Origin of the sequence: Mucilaginibacter gossypiicola (assembly GCF_900110105.1) — a bacterium.
Lineage (GTDB): Bacteria > Bacteroidota > Bacteroidia > Sphingobacteriales > Sphingobacteriaceae > Mucilaginibacter > Mucilaginibacter gossypiicola.
The window spans coordinates 215,911-232,934 of record NZ_FOCL01000007.1 but is presented as its reverse complement, the minus strand read 5'-3'; the positions used below and the strand labels follow the sequence as shown (position 1 = coordinate 232,934).

13 protein-coding genes are annotated in these 17,024 nt (G+C 42.1%); 5 read left to right on the top strand and 8 right to left on the bottom strand.

Annotated features, from left to right (window positions below):
* Positions 1 to 112: 112 nt before the first annotated feature.
* Complete coding sequence (locus tag BMX50_RS22680) at positions 113 to 1,468, top strand: Gfo/Idh/MocA family protein (protein ID WP_091214420.1); 1,356 nt, start codon at positions 113 to 115, stop codon at positions 1,466 to 1,468.
* A gap of 325 nt (positions 1,469 to 1,793) precedes the next feature.
* Entirely contained in the window at positions 1,794 to 2,840 is a 1,047-nt protein-coding gene (locus tag BMX50_RS22675) for a DUF6807 domain-containing protein (protein WP_167668074.1), read from the top strand.
* A gap of 83 nt (positions 2,841 to 2,923) precedes the next feature.
* Here BMX50_RS22675 and BMX50_RS22670 read toward each other — a convergent pair whose 3' ends face one another.
* Entirely contained in the window at positions 2,924 to 3,616 is a 693-nt protein-coding gene (locus tag BMX50_RS22670) for a type 1 glutamine amidotransferase domain-containing protein (RefSeq protein WP_091214415.1), read from the bottom strand.
* A gap of 399 nt (positions 3,617 to 4,015) precedes the next feature.
* Here BMX50_RS22670 and BMX50_RS22665 point away from each other — a divergent pair, with 399 nt between their 5' ends.
* The 3 genes from BMX50_RS22665 to BMX50_RS22655 are packed head-to-tail and all read left to right on the top strand — an operon-like array spanning position 4,016 to position 9,913.
* The gene (locus BMX50_RS22665; RefSeq protein ID WP_091214411.1) at positions 4,016 to 5,335 is read left to right on the top strand and encodes a glycoside hydrolase family 2 TIM barrel-domain containing protein; all 1,320 of its coding nucleotides are present in this window, start codon (positions 4,016 to 4,018) and stop codon (positions 5,333 to 5,335) included.
* Positions 5,332 to 8,217 (top strand): glycosyltransferase family 2 protein, encoded by a 2,886-nt coding sequence (locus BMX50_RS22660; RefSeq protein ID WP_091214406.1) that lies wholly within the window; start codon positions 5,332 to 5,334, stop codon positions 8,215 to 8,217. The genes BMX50_RS22665 and BMX50_RS22660 overlap by 4 nt, the downstream gene beginning before the upstream one ends.
* 7 nt (positions 8,218 to 8,224) lie before the next feature.
* Positions 8,225 to 9,913 carry a glycoside hydrolase family 26 protein gene (locus BMX50_RS22655; RefSeq protein WP_091214402.1) on the top strand — a complete coding sequence of 563 codons (1,689 nt, stop codon included), beginning with the start codon at positions 8,225 to 8,227 and terminating at the stop codon, positions 9,911 to 9,913.
* 345 nt (positions 9,914 to 10,258) lie between these two features.
* Here BMX50_RS22655 and BMX50_RS22650 read toward each other — a convergent pair whose 3' ends face one another.
* The 7 genes from BMX50_RS22650 to BMX50_RS22620 form a co-directional block, all read right to left on the bottom strand.
* Positions 10,259 to 11,542 carry an epoxide hydrolase family protein gene (locus BMX50_RS22650; RefSeq protein WP_091214398.1) on the bottom strand — a complete coding sequence of 428 codons (1,284 nt, stop codon included), beginning with the start codon at positions 11,540 to 11,542 and terminating at the stop codon, positions 10,259 to 10,261.
* Positions 11,543 to 11,855: 313 nt separating this feature from the next.
* Positions 11,856 to 13,640, bottom strand: coding sequence for a carbamoyltransferase family protein (locus BMX50_RS22645; RefSeq protein ID WP_091214395.1), 1,785 nt, complete (start codon positions 13,638 to 13,640; stop codon positions 11,856 to 11,858).
* A 3-nt stretch (positions 13,641 to 13,643) separates the two neighbouring features.
* A complete protein-coding gene (locus BMX50_RS34620) occupies positions 13,644 to 13,793 on the bottom strand; it encodes a DUF5989 family protein (RefSeq protein WP_091214821.1) in 150 nt (49 codons plus the stop codon).
* Between the two features lie 10 nt (positions 13,794 to 13,803).
* Positions 13,804 to 14,187, bottom strand: a complete 384-nt coding sequence (locus BMX50_RS22635) for an SxtJ family membrane protein (RefSeq protein ID WP_091214391.1) — start codon at positions 14,185 to 14,187, stop codon at positions 13,804 to 13,806.
* Positions 14,184 to 16,010 carry an SGNH/GDSL hydrolase family protein gene (locus tag BMX50_RS22630; protein WP_167668072.1) on the bottom strand — a complete coding sequence of 609 codons (1,827 nt, stop codon included), beginning with the start codon at positions 16,008 to 16,010 and terminating at the stop codon, positions 14,184 to 14,186. Before BMX50_RS22630 ends, BMX50_RS22635 begins: the two co-directional genes overlap by 4 nt.
* A gap of 4 nt (positions 16,011 to 16,014) precedes the next feature.
* Positions 16,015 to 16,311 (bottom strand): hypothetical protein, encoded by a 297-nt coding sequence (locus tag BMX50_RS22625; RefSeq protein WP_091214385.1) that lies wholly within the window; start codon positions 16,309 to 16,311, stop codon positions 16,015 to 16,017.
* Positions 16,312 to 16,314: 3 nt separating this feature from the next.
* Positions 16,315 to 16,896: an RNA polymerase sigma-70 factor gene (locus BMX50_RS22620; protein ID WP_091214382.1), complete on the bottom strand. Its 582-nt coding sequence runs from the start codon at positions 16,894 to 16,896 to the stop codon at positions 16,315 to 16,317.
* Positions 16,897 to 17,024 lie beyond the last annotated feature (128 nt).

Below are 17,024 nucleotides of genomic sequence, written 5' to 3'. Positions count from 1 at the left end.
AGCGCAGGCATTTAACCAGTTTACCTTTAAATCAACAAAAAGCACAGGCACCAGCCCCCTAATGGCACCTACATTTTTGATGAAAAATAACCTGTAAACCAAACTATACCATATGGAAAAATCACGCCGTACCTTTATTAAACAGGCAGCAATGGCCGGGGCCGGAATTATGCTTACGCCCAAAAGCTGGAGCGCCCAAAGTTATAAACGCATCATTGGCGCCAATGACCGGGTGCGGGTTGGAGTAATCGGCTTTTCAGACAGGCACAAAAGCTCGCACGTGCCCAGCTTCATGAACCATTGTAAGGAACTCAATTTTGAAGTTGTAGCCGTATCTGATATCTGGAATAAACGGCGTGAGGAAGGTGCTGCCCTATGGAAAGATAAAATGCAGCATGACGTAAAAGCTTACCGCAATAATGAAGAATTGTATGACAGCAAAACGGTTGATGCCGTATTTGTAAGCACCGCTGATTTTCAGCACGCAAGGCATACCATTGAAGCAGTAAAGGCCGGCTGTGATGCCTATGTAGAAAAACCTTTTGCCGAAACCATGGAAGATAACCGGGCTGCGTTAAAGGCGGTAAAAGAAACAGGTAAAATTGTGCAAATTGGGTCACAACGCAGAAGCGGCGCTAATTATCATGCTGCCAATGAATTTATCAGCTCGGGTAAGTTTGGCCCAATTACCATGGTCGAGCTTACCTGGAATGTGAACCAGCCCGGCCGCTGGCGCCGACCAGACCTGTTAAGCCAACTGAAAGAGCAGGACACTGATTGGAAGCGTTTTATCATGAACCGCCCTTATGAGGAATTTGATCCGCGTAAATACCTGGAATTCCGTTTATTCTGGCCATATTCATCGGGATTGGCCGGGCAGTGGATGAGCCATCAGATTGATACAGTACACTGGTTTACCGGCTTAAAGCACCCACGCAGTGTGGTTGCCAACGGCGGCATTTATATGTGGAAAGACGGACGCCGCAACTGGGATACCATACTGGCTGCGTTTGATTACGGTCCGCTTAATGATCCCACTACCGGCTTCCAGGTTACCTTTGGCTCGCGTATGCATAATGGCGATGAGCACCCGGCAGAGATTTACTACTCCAATGGCGGAGAGCTTAACCTCATTACCAACACGGTATCCCCTACCGGGGGGCTTACCCAAAAAATGGCAGATGCCATGCACATGAAAGCCAACCTGCTGCCTGAAATTAGCCTTGCCAATACCGAAAAGGTAGTAGCATCAGCCAATACCGGCGGCGATGTATTAACGTCAAACCACGTTCGCAACTGGATGGAATGCGTGCGCAGCCGTAAACAGCCCAATGCACCTGTTGAAGCCGGTTACAGTCACTCCATAGCCAACATCATGACCAATGCCGCAGTGCATACTGGCTATAAAGCTACCTTTGATGAGGCAACCCAGGAGGTAATGGCTAACGGGAAAGTGTTTAAATATTAAGGCTAAGTAATAAAAATCCCCCTTTGAGATCTGTCGTGTGGACACATCTTTTTAATCTTATCATTGATAAAAAAATGTCATTTCGACGAACCAAGGGTGGGATTTGTGCGTTGAGCTGAGGAGAAATCTTCTACACCCTGTTTTTACAGGTATAGCTGTAGAGCCTGATGTAGAAGATTTCTCCACCACTCGGTCCGCCGCTGCTCTATCGAAATGACATTTCTTTAAAAATGTGTCCACACGATAGCCATTAAGAGGCGAATCGCACAATCCGATGCTTTTATGATTGATCTTTTCACACGCTTATATAATAACCCCACTATCTATGAAAATATTAAAAAACTGGGCTTGTATTTTTGCCGCTAACACCTTATTTGCTATGACAATACATGCTCAACGAGCCGAGCCGGTAAAATTGGTCAAATCAGCAGGAAATAAAATAGATATCCTGATAGGTGGCAAACCTTTTACCTCTTTCCTGTATCCCGATACCTTGGAAAAACCAGTGCTATACCCTTTGCGGTCGGCAAACGGCACATCGGTAACCCGTGGTTTTCCGCTGGCTCCACGTCCCGGCGATCCTACCGATCACCCGCACCATATTGGCCTATGGTTTAATTTTGAAAACCTGAACGGGCTCGATTTCTGGAATAACTCCTACGCCATACCGGCTGCTAAAAAGATTGGCTATGGATGGATCCGTACTGACAAAATTTTGGAAACAAAAGACGGGGCAAAAGGAGTGCTGGCCTACCATGCAAACTGGACAGATCAGCAAAAGCAGGTAATACTGGAAGAGCAGACCCGTTTTGAATTTAGCGGCAACGCCCAGGAACGTATCATTGATCGTGTAACTACGCTTACTGCAGATAAGGATGCTCTTTTTAAAGATGCCAAAGATGGGATGCTTGGCCTGCGCCTGGCCCACGAGCTGCAAATCCCCGACCCTGCCGATCAGAAATTTACCGATGATAAAGGCAATGTAACAATAGTAAAAGGCGGCACCGATAAAGTAGCCAACGGCACCTACCTTACCAGTGAAGGCAAAACAGGCAATGATGCCTGGAGCACACGCGGCGTATGGTGTAAGGTATATGGTAAAATGGGAACCGATTCGGTAAGCGTTACTATAATTGATCATCCTCAAAACCCTAACTATCCTACTTTTTGGCATGCCCGCGGTTATGGACTGTTTGCGGCTAATCCACTGGGCGAAAAGATTTTCACCAATGGCAAATCGGAGAAAAACCTTACATTAAAGAAAGGCGAATCGGTAACATTCAGGTATCGGATCATCATACACAATGGCCCTCAAACCAACAGCGTTGCTCAGTTAAATCAGGCAGCAACAGATTTTCGTTCTTTTAAATAATAGCAACCAATACCTGCCGGGATATTTCGCACTCTTAATATCCCGGCAAATATTTGAGTTTTATGCTGAACAAAAGCATCAATTTACATCCGTTCTGCATAATCAAGTAAAGTATCTACCGCCAAAACAGAAGAGGCTGGGTTTTGTCCGGTGATCAAATGACCTTCGCGGGTTACAAAGGGCTTCCAATCCTCGCCTTTTTGATAATTAGCGCCTCGTTCCTTCAGCATATCTTCCAAAAGAAAAGGCACCACGTTTGTTAACTGAGCGGCTTCCTCTTCTGTATTGGTAAATGCCGCTACCCTTTTCCCTTTAATCAAGTATTCCCCTTCGGGAGTTTTAACTTCTTTTAGTGCCACCGGTGCATGGCATACAAGGGTTACGATCTTGCCGCTCTGATAAAAAGCTTCAATAAGCTTTGCCGAATCGTTATCATTTGCTAAATCCCACATTGGCCCGTGGCCACCCGGATAAAAAATGGTGTCAAAGTCCTTTTCAGAAACACTGCTTAATACCACCGTATTGCTTAGCCGGTTCTGTGTTTCTTTATCGTTATAGTATCTTATGGTAGCCGGCGTCCTGTTTTCAGGCAGATCACTTTTAGGATCGATAGGGGCCTGCCCACCCTTAGGCGACGCTATTACTATTTCTTTTCCCATGTCATGAAATTTGTAATAAGGCGCTGCGAATTCTTCGATCCACAAACCTGTTTTTTTACCGGTGTTGCCTAACTCGTCATGTGATGTTACAACGAATAGAATTTTGTTGATTTCCATAGCTTTGGTTTTTAATATCTGATTATCAAATTACTTTTACATGAAGTTCTTTCAATAAATTAGATTCTACACCCGCTGGGTATCCCATATAAAACTCTTCAATTCACAATTCGCTGTGCACATGGTACAGACATCAGTATTCTCTGCGAAATCCACTGGTGGACGGAAACCTTCATGGGCACAATGTATTTTTTTATAATTTTGAATGTAATTGGTTAAAAACATCCCGGTTCTTTAGCCAACACTCCAACTATTATCAATATTCAACGTATACAGGATACACTGATGTTTTATATGATTAAATATAAAAAAACTAACGCAGCCAAGAAACCGCATTATGCGGCTTAAATAAAATACGGAGCCTTTATCCAGTTTTCAGGTGCTGCCGAACTATCATTTATGAAATCTACTTTTTTTACGCAAATCCTTAACCTTTCCATATTTTGTTTTTTACTCTCTTCATGTTATCAATCACCACAGGTTAATGCTAAAAAAATTACGGTTTGCATTCAAAATGTAAATGGGAAGTACCAATTATACCGTAACGGAAAGCCGTTTTTCATCAAAGGCGCTTCGGGTTCTACAAATCTGAAACAATTGGCAGAGGCGGGAGGTAATACCATCAGAGTTTGGGATACATTAAACTTAGGCCGTGTACTGGACTCGGCTCAAGCCAATCATTTAGCAGTAGTAGTGGGTTTGCCAATGCCTTCAAGCGAGAGCCTTGAAGATTTTTATAATACCCCTAAAGCTAATATTTATGCAGATAAAATTGCCAATATAGTTGAGCGGTTCAAAAATCATCCGGCATTATTGACCTGGTGCCTGGGTAACGAGCTTGCATTTCCTAATAAGCCGAAATATAACCGGTTTTATGCAACGTTCAATGATATCGTCGATATGATTCACGAGAAGGATCCTAATCATCCGGTGACGACGACAATTATGAGCTTTCAAAAGAAAAACATCGTTAATATCAGGTTACGTACAAAAATCGACTTTATATCATTCAATATTTTCGGCTCTATTCAAACATTGAAAGAAGATCTTGAAAATTTCAAATGGTTTTGGAACGGGCCCTTCTTAATTACAGAATGGGGTATCGAAGGTCCCTGGCTCGCAGAAAACCGAAACGCATGGGGTGCTTATATTGAAAGTACAAGTGCAAAAAAAGCAGAACAATATCTTACTAATTACAAAAAGTACATGCCTGTAAATGATCCGGGATTTCTGGGGTCGATGGTATTTTATTGGGGACAAAAACAAGAGCTAACACCTACGTGGTTTAGTATGTTTGATGAAAACGGTGCCGAAACCGAGGCGGTTCAGGTTATGCGGTACATCTGGACCGGAAAGAAAACAGCAAGCAGCGCCCCTGCATTAAAATACATGCTATTAGATGGAAAGGGAGCCAGGGACAATATTTTATTTCAACCTGCTATAACTGTTAACAGCAAAGTATATTTTGAAAATACGGATACAACCGGCTTAACATTTAAATGGAAAATATTCCATGAGGATTGGTTTAAACCCAATGGCACTTTTAACGAAAAAAAGCCAAAAGAAATAGAGAAATTAATCATCAGGCAACATGGATCCGATTTAAGCTTTAAGGTACCCGACAAAGAAGGGCCTTATCGCATATTGGTTTATGTATACAATCAAAGGGGAGTTTTTGCCACTTCTAATACACCTTTTTATGTATTAAAAAATCCATGAACAACAATTTAATTAAACCGCCCAGCAAATTACAGCTGCTTTACTTAAGGTTGATGATTCTCATCGGCGTGTTCTGCATGCTTTTTTTCACGTACAGCCTGTTCAAAAAATCAGTTATTGGTTATCAGCCGCTTTACTGGCTGTTAATGTCGACCTTTATATATACGTTTTTCAAAATATTATATGAGTGGTACCATTACTGGTCAATAAGCGTTCCCACCACCCCACCACTAACAAAACAATATACGGTAGATATATTTACTACTTTTTGCGCAGGTGAGCCATATGAAATGATTGTTGAAACGCTTACCGCTATTCAAGCTATACATTATCCGCACCAGGCATACCTATGTGATGAAGCCGATGATCCGTATTTGAAATCAGTGTGCCAGGAACTGGGAGTTCACCATATCACGCGAACTAAAAAAACAAATGCAAAAGCCGGCAACATCAACAATGCATTGGCTCAATCATCAGGAGAATTGTGTGTTATCCTTGACCCGGATCACGTACCGACACCCGATTTTCTTGATCCGATAGTTGCACATTTTGACAATCCTGAAATTGGTTATGTGCAAATAGTGCAGGCTTATTACAACCAACGCATTGGATGGATTGCGAAAGGCGCGGCACAACAAACCTACCAGTTTTACGGCCCGATGATGATGTGCATGAACAGCTATGGAACCGTTCAGGCCATAGGTGCCAATTGTACTTTCAGGCGCACGGCGTTAGAGTCGATTGGCGGCCACGCCGCCGGACTGGCAGAGGATATGCATACAGCAATGCAACTGCATGCACGCAAATGGAAATCCATTTATGTACCGGCAGTATTGACAAGGGGGCTCGTTCCGGCCACTTTATCTGCCTATTATAAGCAACAATTAAAATGGTCGAGAGGAGTTTTTGAGCTCCTGGTTACTTCCTATGTTCAGCTATTTAAAAAATTTACCTGGCGGCAAAAGCTCCACTATGGTCTTTTACCTTTGTTTTACTTATCGGGCTTTGTATTTCTTATTAACTTCCTGATCCCTGTCATATCCCTTTTTATGGATGTGTTTCCGTTAAGGATGGATTTTTCTGATTTTTTGGTTATTAGTGTCCCTTTTATAACCGCCGTTATCCTGATCAGACATTTTGTACAGCAATGGGTAATGGAAGACAATGAGCGGGGATTTCACGTAGTTGGAGGATTATTGCTTATTGGTACCTGGTGGGTATTCATTTTAGGATTTATTTACACCCTCATCAGAAAAGATGTGCCTTATATTGCAACCCCTAAGGATATTAAGGATGAAAAAAATTTAAGATATAACCTTCCTAATATCGTGGTATTAGCAGTTTCGGTAGCTGCTATTGCTTACGGCCTTCATGACGACTGGAGTCCGTTTACGCTTTTTATGGCCGGGATAGTCAGCCTCAACTGCTTGTTCATGATCTTTATGCTGATAGCAAGTTCTGAACTAAAGTTCCAGGGATACGTGGGTAGGCACGCTACCTTATTCAGTATGGTTTCGCAAGTGCAGAACGCCAAAAAACATTTTTGGTTGTTGCGACGAAGAATATATGGCGGTGTAAGGAAATTGAGCCTGATTCTTACAGTATTAGCGGTTTGTATAAGCATATACGCCTCACGAAATTCAGATGAGGATTCGGGCAGCGTGGTTAAAGGCCCTTCTTTAATATCTTATCATACTGCTCAAAAAGATATTTTAGCCGATACGGTAAATGAGATAAAAGCTCAGGAACAAATATTGGCAAACCCTTCATTTTTCACATCCGTTAAAGGCGTGATCTACTCCAAGGGAAACTATTGGTACAAAAACATAACTCCGCTCACAAAAAAGATCATTATGGACGACTTTGATGATATGAGCAAAGCAGGAGTAAATACTATAAAAATATATGGGCCCAATATTTATGACCGCTCCATTTTTGAAGCTGCAGATAAAAAGAACTTAAAAATACATTATAGTTTCTGGATGCCGGACCCGCCAAACTTTCTAAATGATACCAGCTACTTAAAAGAACAAAGCGCTGTTATTCTTAACATTGTAAATAAAAACAAATCAAATCCTCAAATTAGTGCATGGAACCTGGGCAACAATAGTTATCAGCAACTGGCTCAATATTATCAGGAGGCACAGCTGCAGCAGGCTCAACAGCATTATATCAGTTTTTTAAAGCCTTTGGCGAAGGCAATCAAACAGGCAGACCCAAGCAGGCCATTAACAGTTGACCTATTCTCGTCGTCGACACTTGCTTCAACTATAAGTTTATTACATGAGCAAATACCCCAAATAGATGCGTTTGGATTGATTATTAATAATAAGCATGCGTTGAAATTTGTTAAATCAGACCTTAAAGCTCCTTTTTTCTTTAGCAGCGCCGATCCTACGGCCCTTGCGGGCAAAGAACCTTCCGGCGGGGCTTTTTATGCCAATTGGCAGGATCAGCAAAGCGGCGTAGCTATTACACTTGACGGTTTAAAAGACATATGGGGCCGAAATAAACCCTACCTGTATAATATAAGCAAGCGCTGGCACGGCAGTGTGGCCAACTATAATTTGCCTCATGTTAAAATATTAAAACCGGCATTAACAACCACTCCCGGCTCCTCGTTGACTTACAACGCCCTCATTTATTCATATAACAAATGGAATATAGCGGGTTATTTAAAAAACGACTTAAAATTTGAATGGTACCTGATCAAAACAGACAACTGGGGCAATGCTACCGACATGAAAAAATTAGGGGACGGACCGAGTATAAATGTTACAATTCCGCAAAACGACGACAGATACAGAATATATCTTGTAGCCGCCAAAGGTAATAACATGACCGACGACTATACCACTTTAAATACACCTCTTCAAAATTAATTGTTAAGTGAAAAAAACATCCTCTAAAGTTTATATAGCAGTAGGCCTGGGCATATTATTTTCAGCTATACTGCTTCTAAACATGCGTTTTTCTTTTAAGAGTTATTTGGTGAATAGTTACTACCGTAGCAACGAACAGGTATTAGCTGCATTTGATCCAACCAACTTAAATAAGTCCTTGCCTGTCAAAGCTATCTCATGTTACAGAGGGGTATTAACAAATACCGCGTTATGGTCAAACTATGGAGATTTGGAAGCAGCATTAACTAAAGGAGACGTATTGATCACTTTAGAAACCTGGCTTAAAGGCCCCGATTACACAAACAATGTTTTAACGGAAGTACTTAAGGGCCGATTTGATAATCAGTTCAATAAATTGGCCGCTATGGTAGCTAAAAGCAACCACAAAGTATTTATTCGCTGGAATCCCGATATGGAAGTGCCTGCCGGTGTTTATCCATGGCAATTTAAATCTCCTAACGACTATATTAATTCGTTCAATTATTTTTCAAAAAAGATAAAAAACCATGCACCTGCTGTACAAATTGTTTGGGGCCCTTCAGGATACCCCGGTGATACTGAATATTGGCCGGGAAACAAAACTGTTGACTATGCAAGCATAACACTTGGCAGTTGGTCTGAGCTCACTACTAACTTTTACCCGCATGACCAAACAACTGCCGCCATGTTAAAGCATAAGCTGCATCGCCTGCGATTTATTGGCAAGCCAGTGTTAATTATTGGCAGTGATAAGGGCAAAACGGATTTTCAGTACAGTTGGCTAAATGAACAAAAGAATTTAGTTACAACTTACAGCAGTACTATTTATAGCAAAAGCAATTATATAGACAGCATTAAGGCAAAACCCAATCGAACCTCATTAAAGATCGGTGTGTTTGACCCAAACAAACGGCTGCTTAACCAACCGGAAATTAACGTAGAGCACATTTTTACCGATTGGGGTGAATTGGAACGGGGCGATTTTGAGAAAAAATTCACAGAGGCTATTAATCGCCACCACGAGGTAATTGTAACCATGGAGCCCTGGCGGGATATAACCGGCAAACCCGACACTGCCGTTTTGGAGAGCATATTAAAAGGGCGCTATAACGAACAGATCAAAAAACTATTTGCAATAATTTCTGCTACCAACACTACAGTTTACCTGCGATGGATGCATGAAATGGAAATTCCGATACACCGGTATGCATGGCAAAGTCAGGAGCCGGTTACCTATATCAACGCCTTTAGATATTTTATGCAATTTAATGGAGGTCCTGGTAAAAATGTAAAAAAGGTATGGGGGCCTGCCGGCGATCGCGGTTCTGCTGATTTTTGGCCAGGGAGCGATGTTGTGGATTTTATCAGTATAGCCATTTATGGTTTGCCGGATAAAAACATTACCGACCCTGAGAAACAGGAAGCCTTTAGCACCATATTCAACAGAAAATATTTCAGGATGAGATTTCTTGATAAACCCTTATTTGTAACAGAGTTTGGTGTAAAAGGATCAGAAAGCTTCCAGGACAAATGGCTTATTGATGCAGCAAAAACAATAAATGCCAATCCTCACGTATTTGGCGTTTGCTATTTTAATCTGTATGACAATCCTAAAGCCTGGGGCAATATTAAAGCTCCGGATTGGAGTATCAGCCAACAATCCATGATCAAATTTTGCAACCTTCTTAAAAAGTAAGGCTTTTTGTAAACTTCAGGGTCTCTCGCAGGTTTAAGTTTACCCATAAAATTTAAATGTGCGCTAAGCAATGGTTGGAGAGCAAGTTTACGATCACGAGACTCCGCTGGAGTCCAATATCTCTTTAAATTTTCACTATAAACACGTGGCCTCTCTGAGGCCGCATGGCACGTCAGCCATATTCATTATGCTATAAATATTATCAGCCCCATCGGGGCCACGTGTTTATAGTGTTAAAGGAGACATTTTTGGGCTCCGTAGATGCTTCCTATTGAAATTCAGGTTGGTGAATTTGTGGGTAAACTTAAACCTGCGTGAGACCCTGATGGGACATGCAACAGCCAATTATCTCAAGGACCTAAACGAAGCACGAAGTTCTTCTGTAAGCGCCTTTGGCTGCTCCCATGCCGCAAAGTGGCCGCCTTTTTCAAGCTTGTTGAAATGGATCAGGTTAGCATAAGCTTTCTTTGCCCAACTTTCGGGAGCGGCATAGATCTCATCAGGAAATACACTTACTGCTACCGGAATTTTGATGCCCTTAGGATCAAAAAAAACAAGTTTGTTTTCCCAGTAAAGCCTGGCCGAAGAAATTGCAGTTTTGGTTAGCCAGTAAAGAGTGATATTATCAACAATATCCTCTTTTGTAAGCCCTTCCGACTGGTCGTTAAAAACACGGGCAATCAACATTTGACTGGCGGCATCGTGATCAAGCATCCATGCAGCAAGTCCAACCGGCGAATCTTCCAATGCATAAAGAGTTTGCGGACGATTAGCCATTTCAATAGCATAACCCAAACCGTGTGCATAAAAGAAATTTAACTGGTCGTATGCACGTGATTCATCGGGTGAAAGGTTGGCTGGTTTCGGATCTCCAAATTTCAGTGCTTTTGCAATATCAGCGGGAACAGTAGCAGGCATATTAACATGAATAGCAAGCAATTCAGGCGGTGCTATCAATGCCATCTGCTCCGTAACAGCATCCCCCCAATCACCACCTTGTGCAACATATTTAGCATACCCCAGTCTTTTCATTAACGTAACCCAGGCATGCGCAATCCTAACCGGATCCCAGCCTGTGCCTGTGGGTTTGCCGGAAAAACCATGACCGGGTAAAGAAGGTATAATTACATCAAAAGCGTCTTCAGCCTTCCCTCCAAAAGCAGTAGGATCTGTAAGCGGGCCTATAACTTTCAGTTGTTCAATAACAGATCCGGGCCAACCGTGAGTAATAATGACGGGCAGGGCATTTTTTTGTTTCGAACGCACATGAATAAAGTGGATATCTACGCCATCGATATTAGTGATAAACATGGGCAGGGCATTCAGTTTTGCCTCTATCTTGCGCCAGTCATATTCGTTGGCCCAATAATCGGCGAGTTTATGCATGGTTGATAATTGCACGCCCTGCGTTTCATCAGCTACTGTTTCTTTGTCGGGCCACCTTGTAGCTTTAATGCGTTGCTTAAGGTCTGCCAGATCAGCATCAGGAAAATTTACATGAAACGGGCGGATAGCTTCAGAGCCCTGCGTGTTTGCAGAGGCAGTACTTTGGCCCGAAACAGGCGCTGCAAATAAAACCATTGCTGCAATAATGATAGTACCGGCGGTTAGTTCTTTTTTCTTTTCCATGGTGTAGTTTTTAGTGTTATCAGGTTATTGATTCATTTTGAGAAGGAGCACTCAATTCATAATCAACACTTTACCGTAGTAAAATACAGATCTGCCAGTTTTAGCTAACTACCGTGCCATTTAATTAACATACTAATTATCAATCAGTTAAAAACAACCCAGCAGCGAAAAATCACGAAATATCGTAACTATGAAGAAAACCGCGACTTGTCAATCTTTGCATACATCCGGTGCCCTGATGTATGCATTTGTTAAAGGAAGATTTATGATGCCTGGCAGAGCGCACAATCAAGCTCCAAATAAAGGATACAAATTATTTAACAACCATGAAATTTTCGATGACTAAAACATCGATACCTGTATTTAAAAAACAGTCTATGGCATCTTGTGGCGAGTTCACAATAGGTTCGTCCATACGGTTAAACGAAGTATTTACCAGGCAGGGGCAGCCCGTCAAGTTATAAAATGCAGTAATCAGATCATAAAAGTCGGGATGGCTTTCGCGGTTCAGCGTTTGGATCCGGGCGGTATAATCCACGTGGGTTACTGCAGGGAGATCCGATCTTTTAACTTTTAACAGGTCAAATCCTTTTAGTAATTCACCTGCCGGCGAAGAGGCTATCCGCAACTCCGGTTTAACCGAGGTAACCATCAGCATGTAAGGACTTGATCCCTCAAAATCAAAGTAAGCGGGTGCATATTCTTGTAAAACCGCAGGTGCAAACGGCCTGAACGATTCCCTGAACTTGATCTTTTGATTTAGTACCGATTGCATGTCCATTCTTCGCGGATCGGCAAGGATGCTTCTTGCACCCAAAGCCCGCGGACCAAATTCGCTCCGCCCCTTAAAATAACCAACTACTTTACCTTCATTGATATATGCAGCCACTTTTTCATGCAGGTCCTTTGTCTCTAATTCTTCAAACCGGATGTTATTGGCAATGAAACGCGTCCTAACTTCATCCGCGTTAAAAGACGGCCCGAGCAATGCATTCTGCATTTTGTCTGCACCTTCAACATCTTCCCGTTCATTACCCAGGTACTCATAGTAAACAGCATAAGCTGCCCCCAAAGCACCGCCGGCATCGCCGGCAGCAGGTTGAACCCATAGCCGTTTAAAGCCCGATTGCTGTATTATTTTACCGTTGATAACGCAATTTAAAGTCACGCCCCCGGCCATACACAAATCATCAAGCTGAAATTCTTTATACAAAGCTGAAGTTAAATCAAGCATGATGCGCTCTGCTGCAACCTGAATGGAACTGGCTATATCCATATGAAATTGCGAAATCGCTTCAGCTGGCTTTCGTGCGGGATACCCGAATAGTTTATCAAATCGTGATGACGTCATGGTAAGGCCAGTGCAGTAGTTAAAATACCGCAGGTTCAGCCTGAACGAGCCATCTGCTTTTAAATCTACAAGGTGTTCAAATATCAGATCTACATAAATGGGGTTACCATACGGTGCCAGGCCCATCACCTTATATTCATCGCAGTTAACCTTAAAGCCGAGATAATAAGTAAATGCCGAATAAAGCAGTCCGATTGAGTGCGGAAAACAAATCTCTTTAACCTGCTCTATTTTATTGCCTGTACCAATAGCAACAGAGGTTGTTGTCCACTCCCCTACACCATCTGCAGTAAGGATAACAGCCTCATTAAATGGAGAAGGATAAAAAGCCGATGCAGCATGCGATTGATGATGTGTGGTAAACAAAAGGCTTGCCTTTTTCGTATCCCAATTTTCATCGATGGATTTTAATTGTTGGGTAATATTCTTTTTCAGAAATAGCTTGTCTTTAAGCCATACCGGCATGGCTTTCATGAATGAAATAAAACCCGAAGGAGCAAATGCCAGGTAAGTTTCTAAAAGCCGTTCAAATTTCAGGAATGGTTTTTCATAAAAAACAATATGGTCTACCTGGTTTAATGAGATCCCAGCTTCAACCAAACAGTATTTTATGGCATTCAGCGGAAAGCTTTCATCATTCTTCTTGCGGGTAAAACGCTCTTCCTGTGCTGCTGCCACAATGTGATCATTCTTGAGCAAGCAAGCTGCACTATCATGAAAGTAAGCCGAAATACCAAGAATGTACATTGCCTAAAACAAGGAGTAAATAAAAGGCGCCAATGCCGATCCCTGTGCTAAAACCAGCAGCAGGCTTAACAAAAACAGCAGGATAAACAGTGGCCATAACCAAAACCGTTTTCTGGATTTCAGGAACATCAAAAACTCAGTAACTACTTCCATGGCCATATTATTAAAATTGTTGTTTCATTGAACTGTGCTCAGTCTGCTTTGCCGATTTCCAATAGGTGGGAACTCCGGGGGCAAATCTTAAATCAAGGTTATTTTTACCAAGCATCCGCATGATAAAACCTACCGGGGTAATGACCAGGAAGTAAAGCAAAAACAAGATGATGCTGCTATTGATCAGCCCTAAAACATTACCTGTTTTATCCCACACCAATCGTAAGGGTGTTAATATTTGAGGAATGATCACAGCAATTAATACAAGCATAATGCCTGCCGCTAATAACCAGATTATCAACTGGTGGTGAGCAAAATATCGCCATGCCATTAACATTAAACATGCGCCACCAACGATAAGGCCAAATTTTTGGTTTAGTACTTTATCATTCATTGCGGTTTATATTTTATGGCTGCTTCATCGGCACCAACGGCATGATAATCGGCCGCTATTTGCTTGTAAGCTGCTTTGTCTGTTGTATTTTTAAGCCGGATAATCTCTGCTACTATGTTTTTTAAATTCACCAGTTCAATATCTGAGGGATGCTGTTGTATTGCCGATTCAATATAGGGCGTAGCCTTTGCAGGCTGATCGCTTTTTAAAAATACCAGGTACATATTTTGCGTATTGGCAAACGATGGATCAAGCTCATAAGCTTTTTTAAAGTAAAAAGCAGCCGCATCATTATCGCCCAGCTCAAAGCTTAACCTACCTGCATAAATGGAATAGGTAGTGTTTTGAGGTTTTTCAAGCATCACCGCTTCCACCGCTTTCAGAGCTGTTTTTTTATCCCCCGTTTTCATACTGTATTTAAATAACTGATCCATGGCATCCAGCCAGCTGATCCGGTTTACCGATAATGCGCCCGCCAGTTGTGCTGTAATATCATCGCCGCGTTTAAACCCCGCGGGGATAGGCTTATTGAATGGCCAGCCGGTTTCCAGCATCATGATGGTATAGGCACCATACAACGAATCAACTTTGGTTACTGGCATCCGGCTCAGTAATTCAGTTAAACTCAGTTCGTGATCAGCCTGAGCCTTAATTAGTCCGGCGCTTTTTATGGATTGATAAAATGCATCCGAAAGCAGCGCATAACCATATAAATTAGGGTGCACATGCTCCAGCAGCGTTTTGTTACCCAGAATGCCATTTGGCGAATGCTGCTCGAAAACAGTACGCGCGTTTACCAAATGTACATTGCCATATTGTTTGGCCAGCTCTGTTATAACTCCGTCCATGGCTTCAGGTGCGCGAAAACGTAGCTGATCATACTCCTTTGCCTTAACATATTCCTGTTTTGCCTGCCGATATTTACCAGATTGATACGAGTCATTTGCCTCGGCATGCAACATATCAGCCGAAGTATCAGAACCATCGCTGATAAAGGGTTTCAAGTCTTTTTCGTTACTCACCAATGTGCTCAAAAACACGGGCACCTTTTTATCTTGCATAAACCGGCACAGTTCGGTCATATTGCTCTTAAACTGAGCTATCCCAGCTTTATATGCTTCAGACTGGTAAGGTATAGCCTGTTGCTGCGCCATACGCTTCATCAGGTTTTCGCGCTGATCGGGATTCGACGATGCTGGTTTTAGACCAGAGATTACGTTGTTGACCAACTGCACCAACCGCAGCTCTTTAAGTGCAAGTACCGTTTGTACCAAAAACCTGTTATTGGCGATATGGCTGGTTGAACCAATTCCCAAAGCACCATAATACTCATTATGGCCGGTATAAACCAGTACTGCATCGGGCTGGTAATTAACTACCTGTTTACCAAAATCAAGTACAGTATATGAGTTTACAGCGGTGAGCGATACATTGATAACCTCAAAATTAACATCGGGATAAGTATACATGAGTCTATACTGCAACCAACGATGGAAGGAACCATTATGAAGGTACGGGTACCCGGCTGTGGTTGATTCACCAAGCACAAAAATCCTAAACGTGTTTTTTGCCTTCTCAACCCTAAAAGGCTCAATATTACCTTTGGTAGCGTTGGTAGTATCCGTAAAGTATTTTTCGGACGCGTATTTATTGATCACCCAATAATTATGATCATCGGGATATCTGATGAACAAACTGGTATCATGCCCATAATTGAAATGCCTCAGCAATACTTCTGCAAGCAATAAAATGAGTACCGGGATGCAAAATGCAATTACCCTGAACCATCTTAATTTTTTGCGGGAGAGTTGCTGAGGCTTCATTGGTTTATTTAGTGGCAGCATTTACTTCCGGGAACCAAACAGTCATTTCGCCCTTACCACGATTAGCCCATGAATAGTATGGAATGGCGGTAAGCTCTACCTTTTTGGCAGCTTCGCCTTTAGTTTCACTTAGTATCTGTCCTTTTAAAACAGTTACGCCATTTAATAAGCCTGGTTCAACAACCGGTTTAAATGTTGCATTTGCAGGTATTGCTAAATTGCTCACTGTTCCGCCGTTGTCTTTCCATTCGGCGCAATACATAATCGGGCCACGCTGCAAAGCAGTTTTGTATACGGTCAAAACTTATTTCCGCAGATAAAGGAAAGCCAGTAAAAGCACACTGTTAAGATTTACCCTTAAGTATCTTAATGCTTTGGTAAGATGGTTTTCGACGGTTTTTTCTGAAATACCCATCAGCTGGGCTATTTCCTTATTGGTTTTGTATTGTTTGCGGCTTAGTTCAAATACATTGCGGCATTTTGGAGGCAATTGATTTACCTCTGTTTCAACGCGTTCCAATAATTCTTTGTAGTAGTAATTCTCTTCTGTTGAATTATCAAAACTGTTATTCACCATCAGCAAAATCTCGGCATATGAATTTCTCACAGCCTCGGCCCTCTTATAGTTTAATACAAGATATTTGATGGAAGTAAAAAGGTAGCCCTGTAACGATGTCTGAATTTTTACCTGTTCCCTGTTGATCCAGAAGCTGGTAAAAAAGTCTTGCACAATTTCCTGTGCGGTTTCCCTTTCCTTCACGCGTTTATATGCGGCAGAGTAAAGCTTGAGCCAATACCTGTTATAGATTTCTTCAAACGCATCAATATCTCCAAGCCCGAAGAGCTCCGTCAACTGAATATCCGTATGATCACTAAGCCTTTTCATTCAAGATAAAATCACCTTTACCGGCATTACTCATGCACAGCACTATAAGCGTGTAAATCACATTTAATTAAATGCAAAAATTAATCAATTCAGGCTTTTGTTTACGTTTACACACGCCAGGCGCGCAA

Bases quoted from the DNA above. Each gene is read 5' to 3' on its own strand.
- BMX50_RS22680 (WP_091214420.1), top strand. From the start codon at position 113: ATGGAAAAATCACGCCGTACCTTTATTAAACAGGCAGCAATGGCCGGG.
- BMX50_RS22675 (WP_167668074.1), top strand. From the start codon at position 1,794: ATGAAAATATTAAAAAACTGGGCTTGTATTTTTGCCGCTAACACCTTA.
- BMX50_RS22670 (WP_091214415.1), bottom strand. From the start codon at position 3,616: ATGGAAATCAACAAAATTCTATTCGTTGTAACATCACATGACGAGTTA.
- BMX50_RS22665 (WP_091214411.1), top strand. From the start codon at position 4,016: ATGAAATCTACTTTTTTTACGCAAATCCTTAACCTTTCCATATTTTGT.
- BMX50_RS22660 (WP_091214406.1), top strand. From the start codon at position 5,332: ATGAACAACAATTTAATTAAACCGCCCAGCAAATTACAGCTGCTTTAC.
- BMX50_RS22650 (WP_091214398.1), bottom strand. From the start codon at position 11,542: ATGGAAAAGAAAAAAGAACTAACCGCCGGTACTATCATTATTGCAGCA.
- BMX50_RS22645 (WP_091214395.1), bottom strand. From the start codon at position 13,640: ATGTACATTCTTGGTATTTCGGCTTACTTTCATGATAGTGCAGCTTGC.
- BMX50_RS34620 (WP_091214821.1), bottom strand. From the start codon at position 13,793: ATGGAAGTAGTTACTGAGTTTTTGATGTTCCTGAAATCCAGAAAACGG.
- BMX50_RS22635 (WP_091214391.1), bottom strand. From the start codon at position 14,187: ATGAATGATAAAGTACTAAACCAAAAATTTGGCCTTATCGTTGGTGGC.
- BMX50_RS22630 (WP_167668072.1), bottom strand. From the start codon at position 16,010: ATGAAGCCTCAGCAACTCTCCCGCAAAAAATTAAGATGGTTCAGGGTA.
- BMX50_RS22620 (WP_091214382.1), bottom strand. From the start codon at position 16,896: ATGAAAAGGCTTAGTGATCATACGGATATTCAGTTGACGGAGCTCTTC.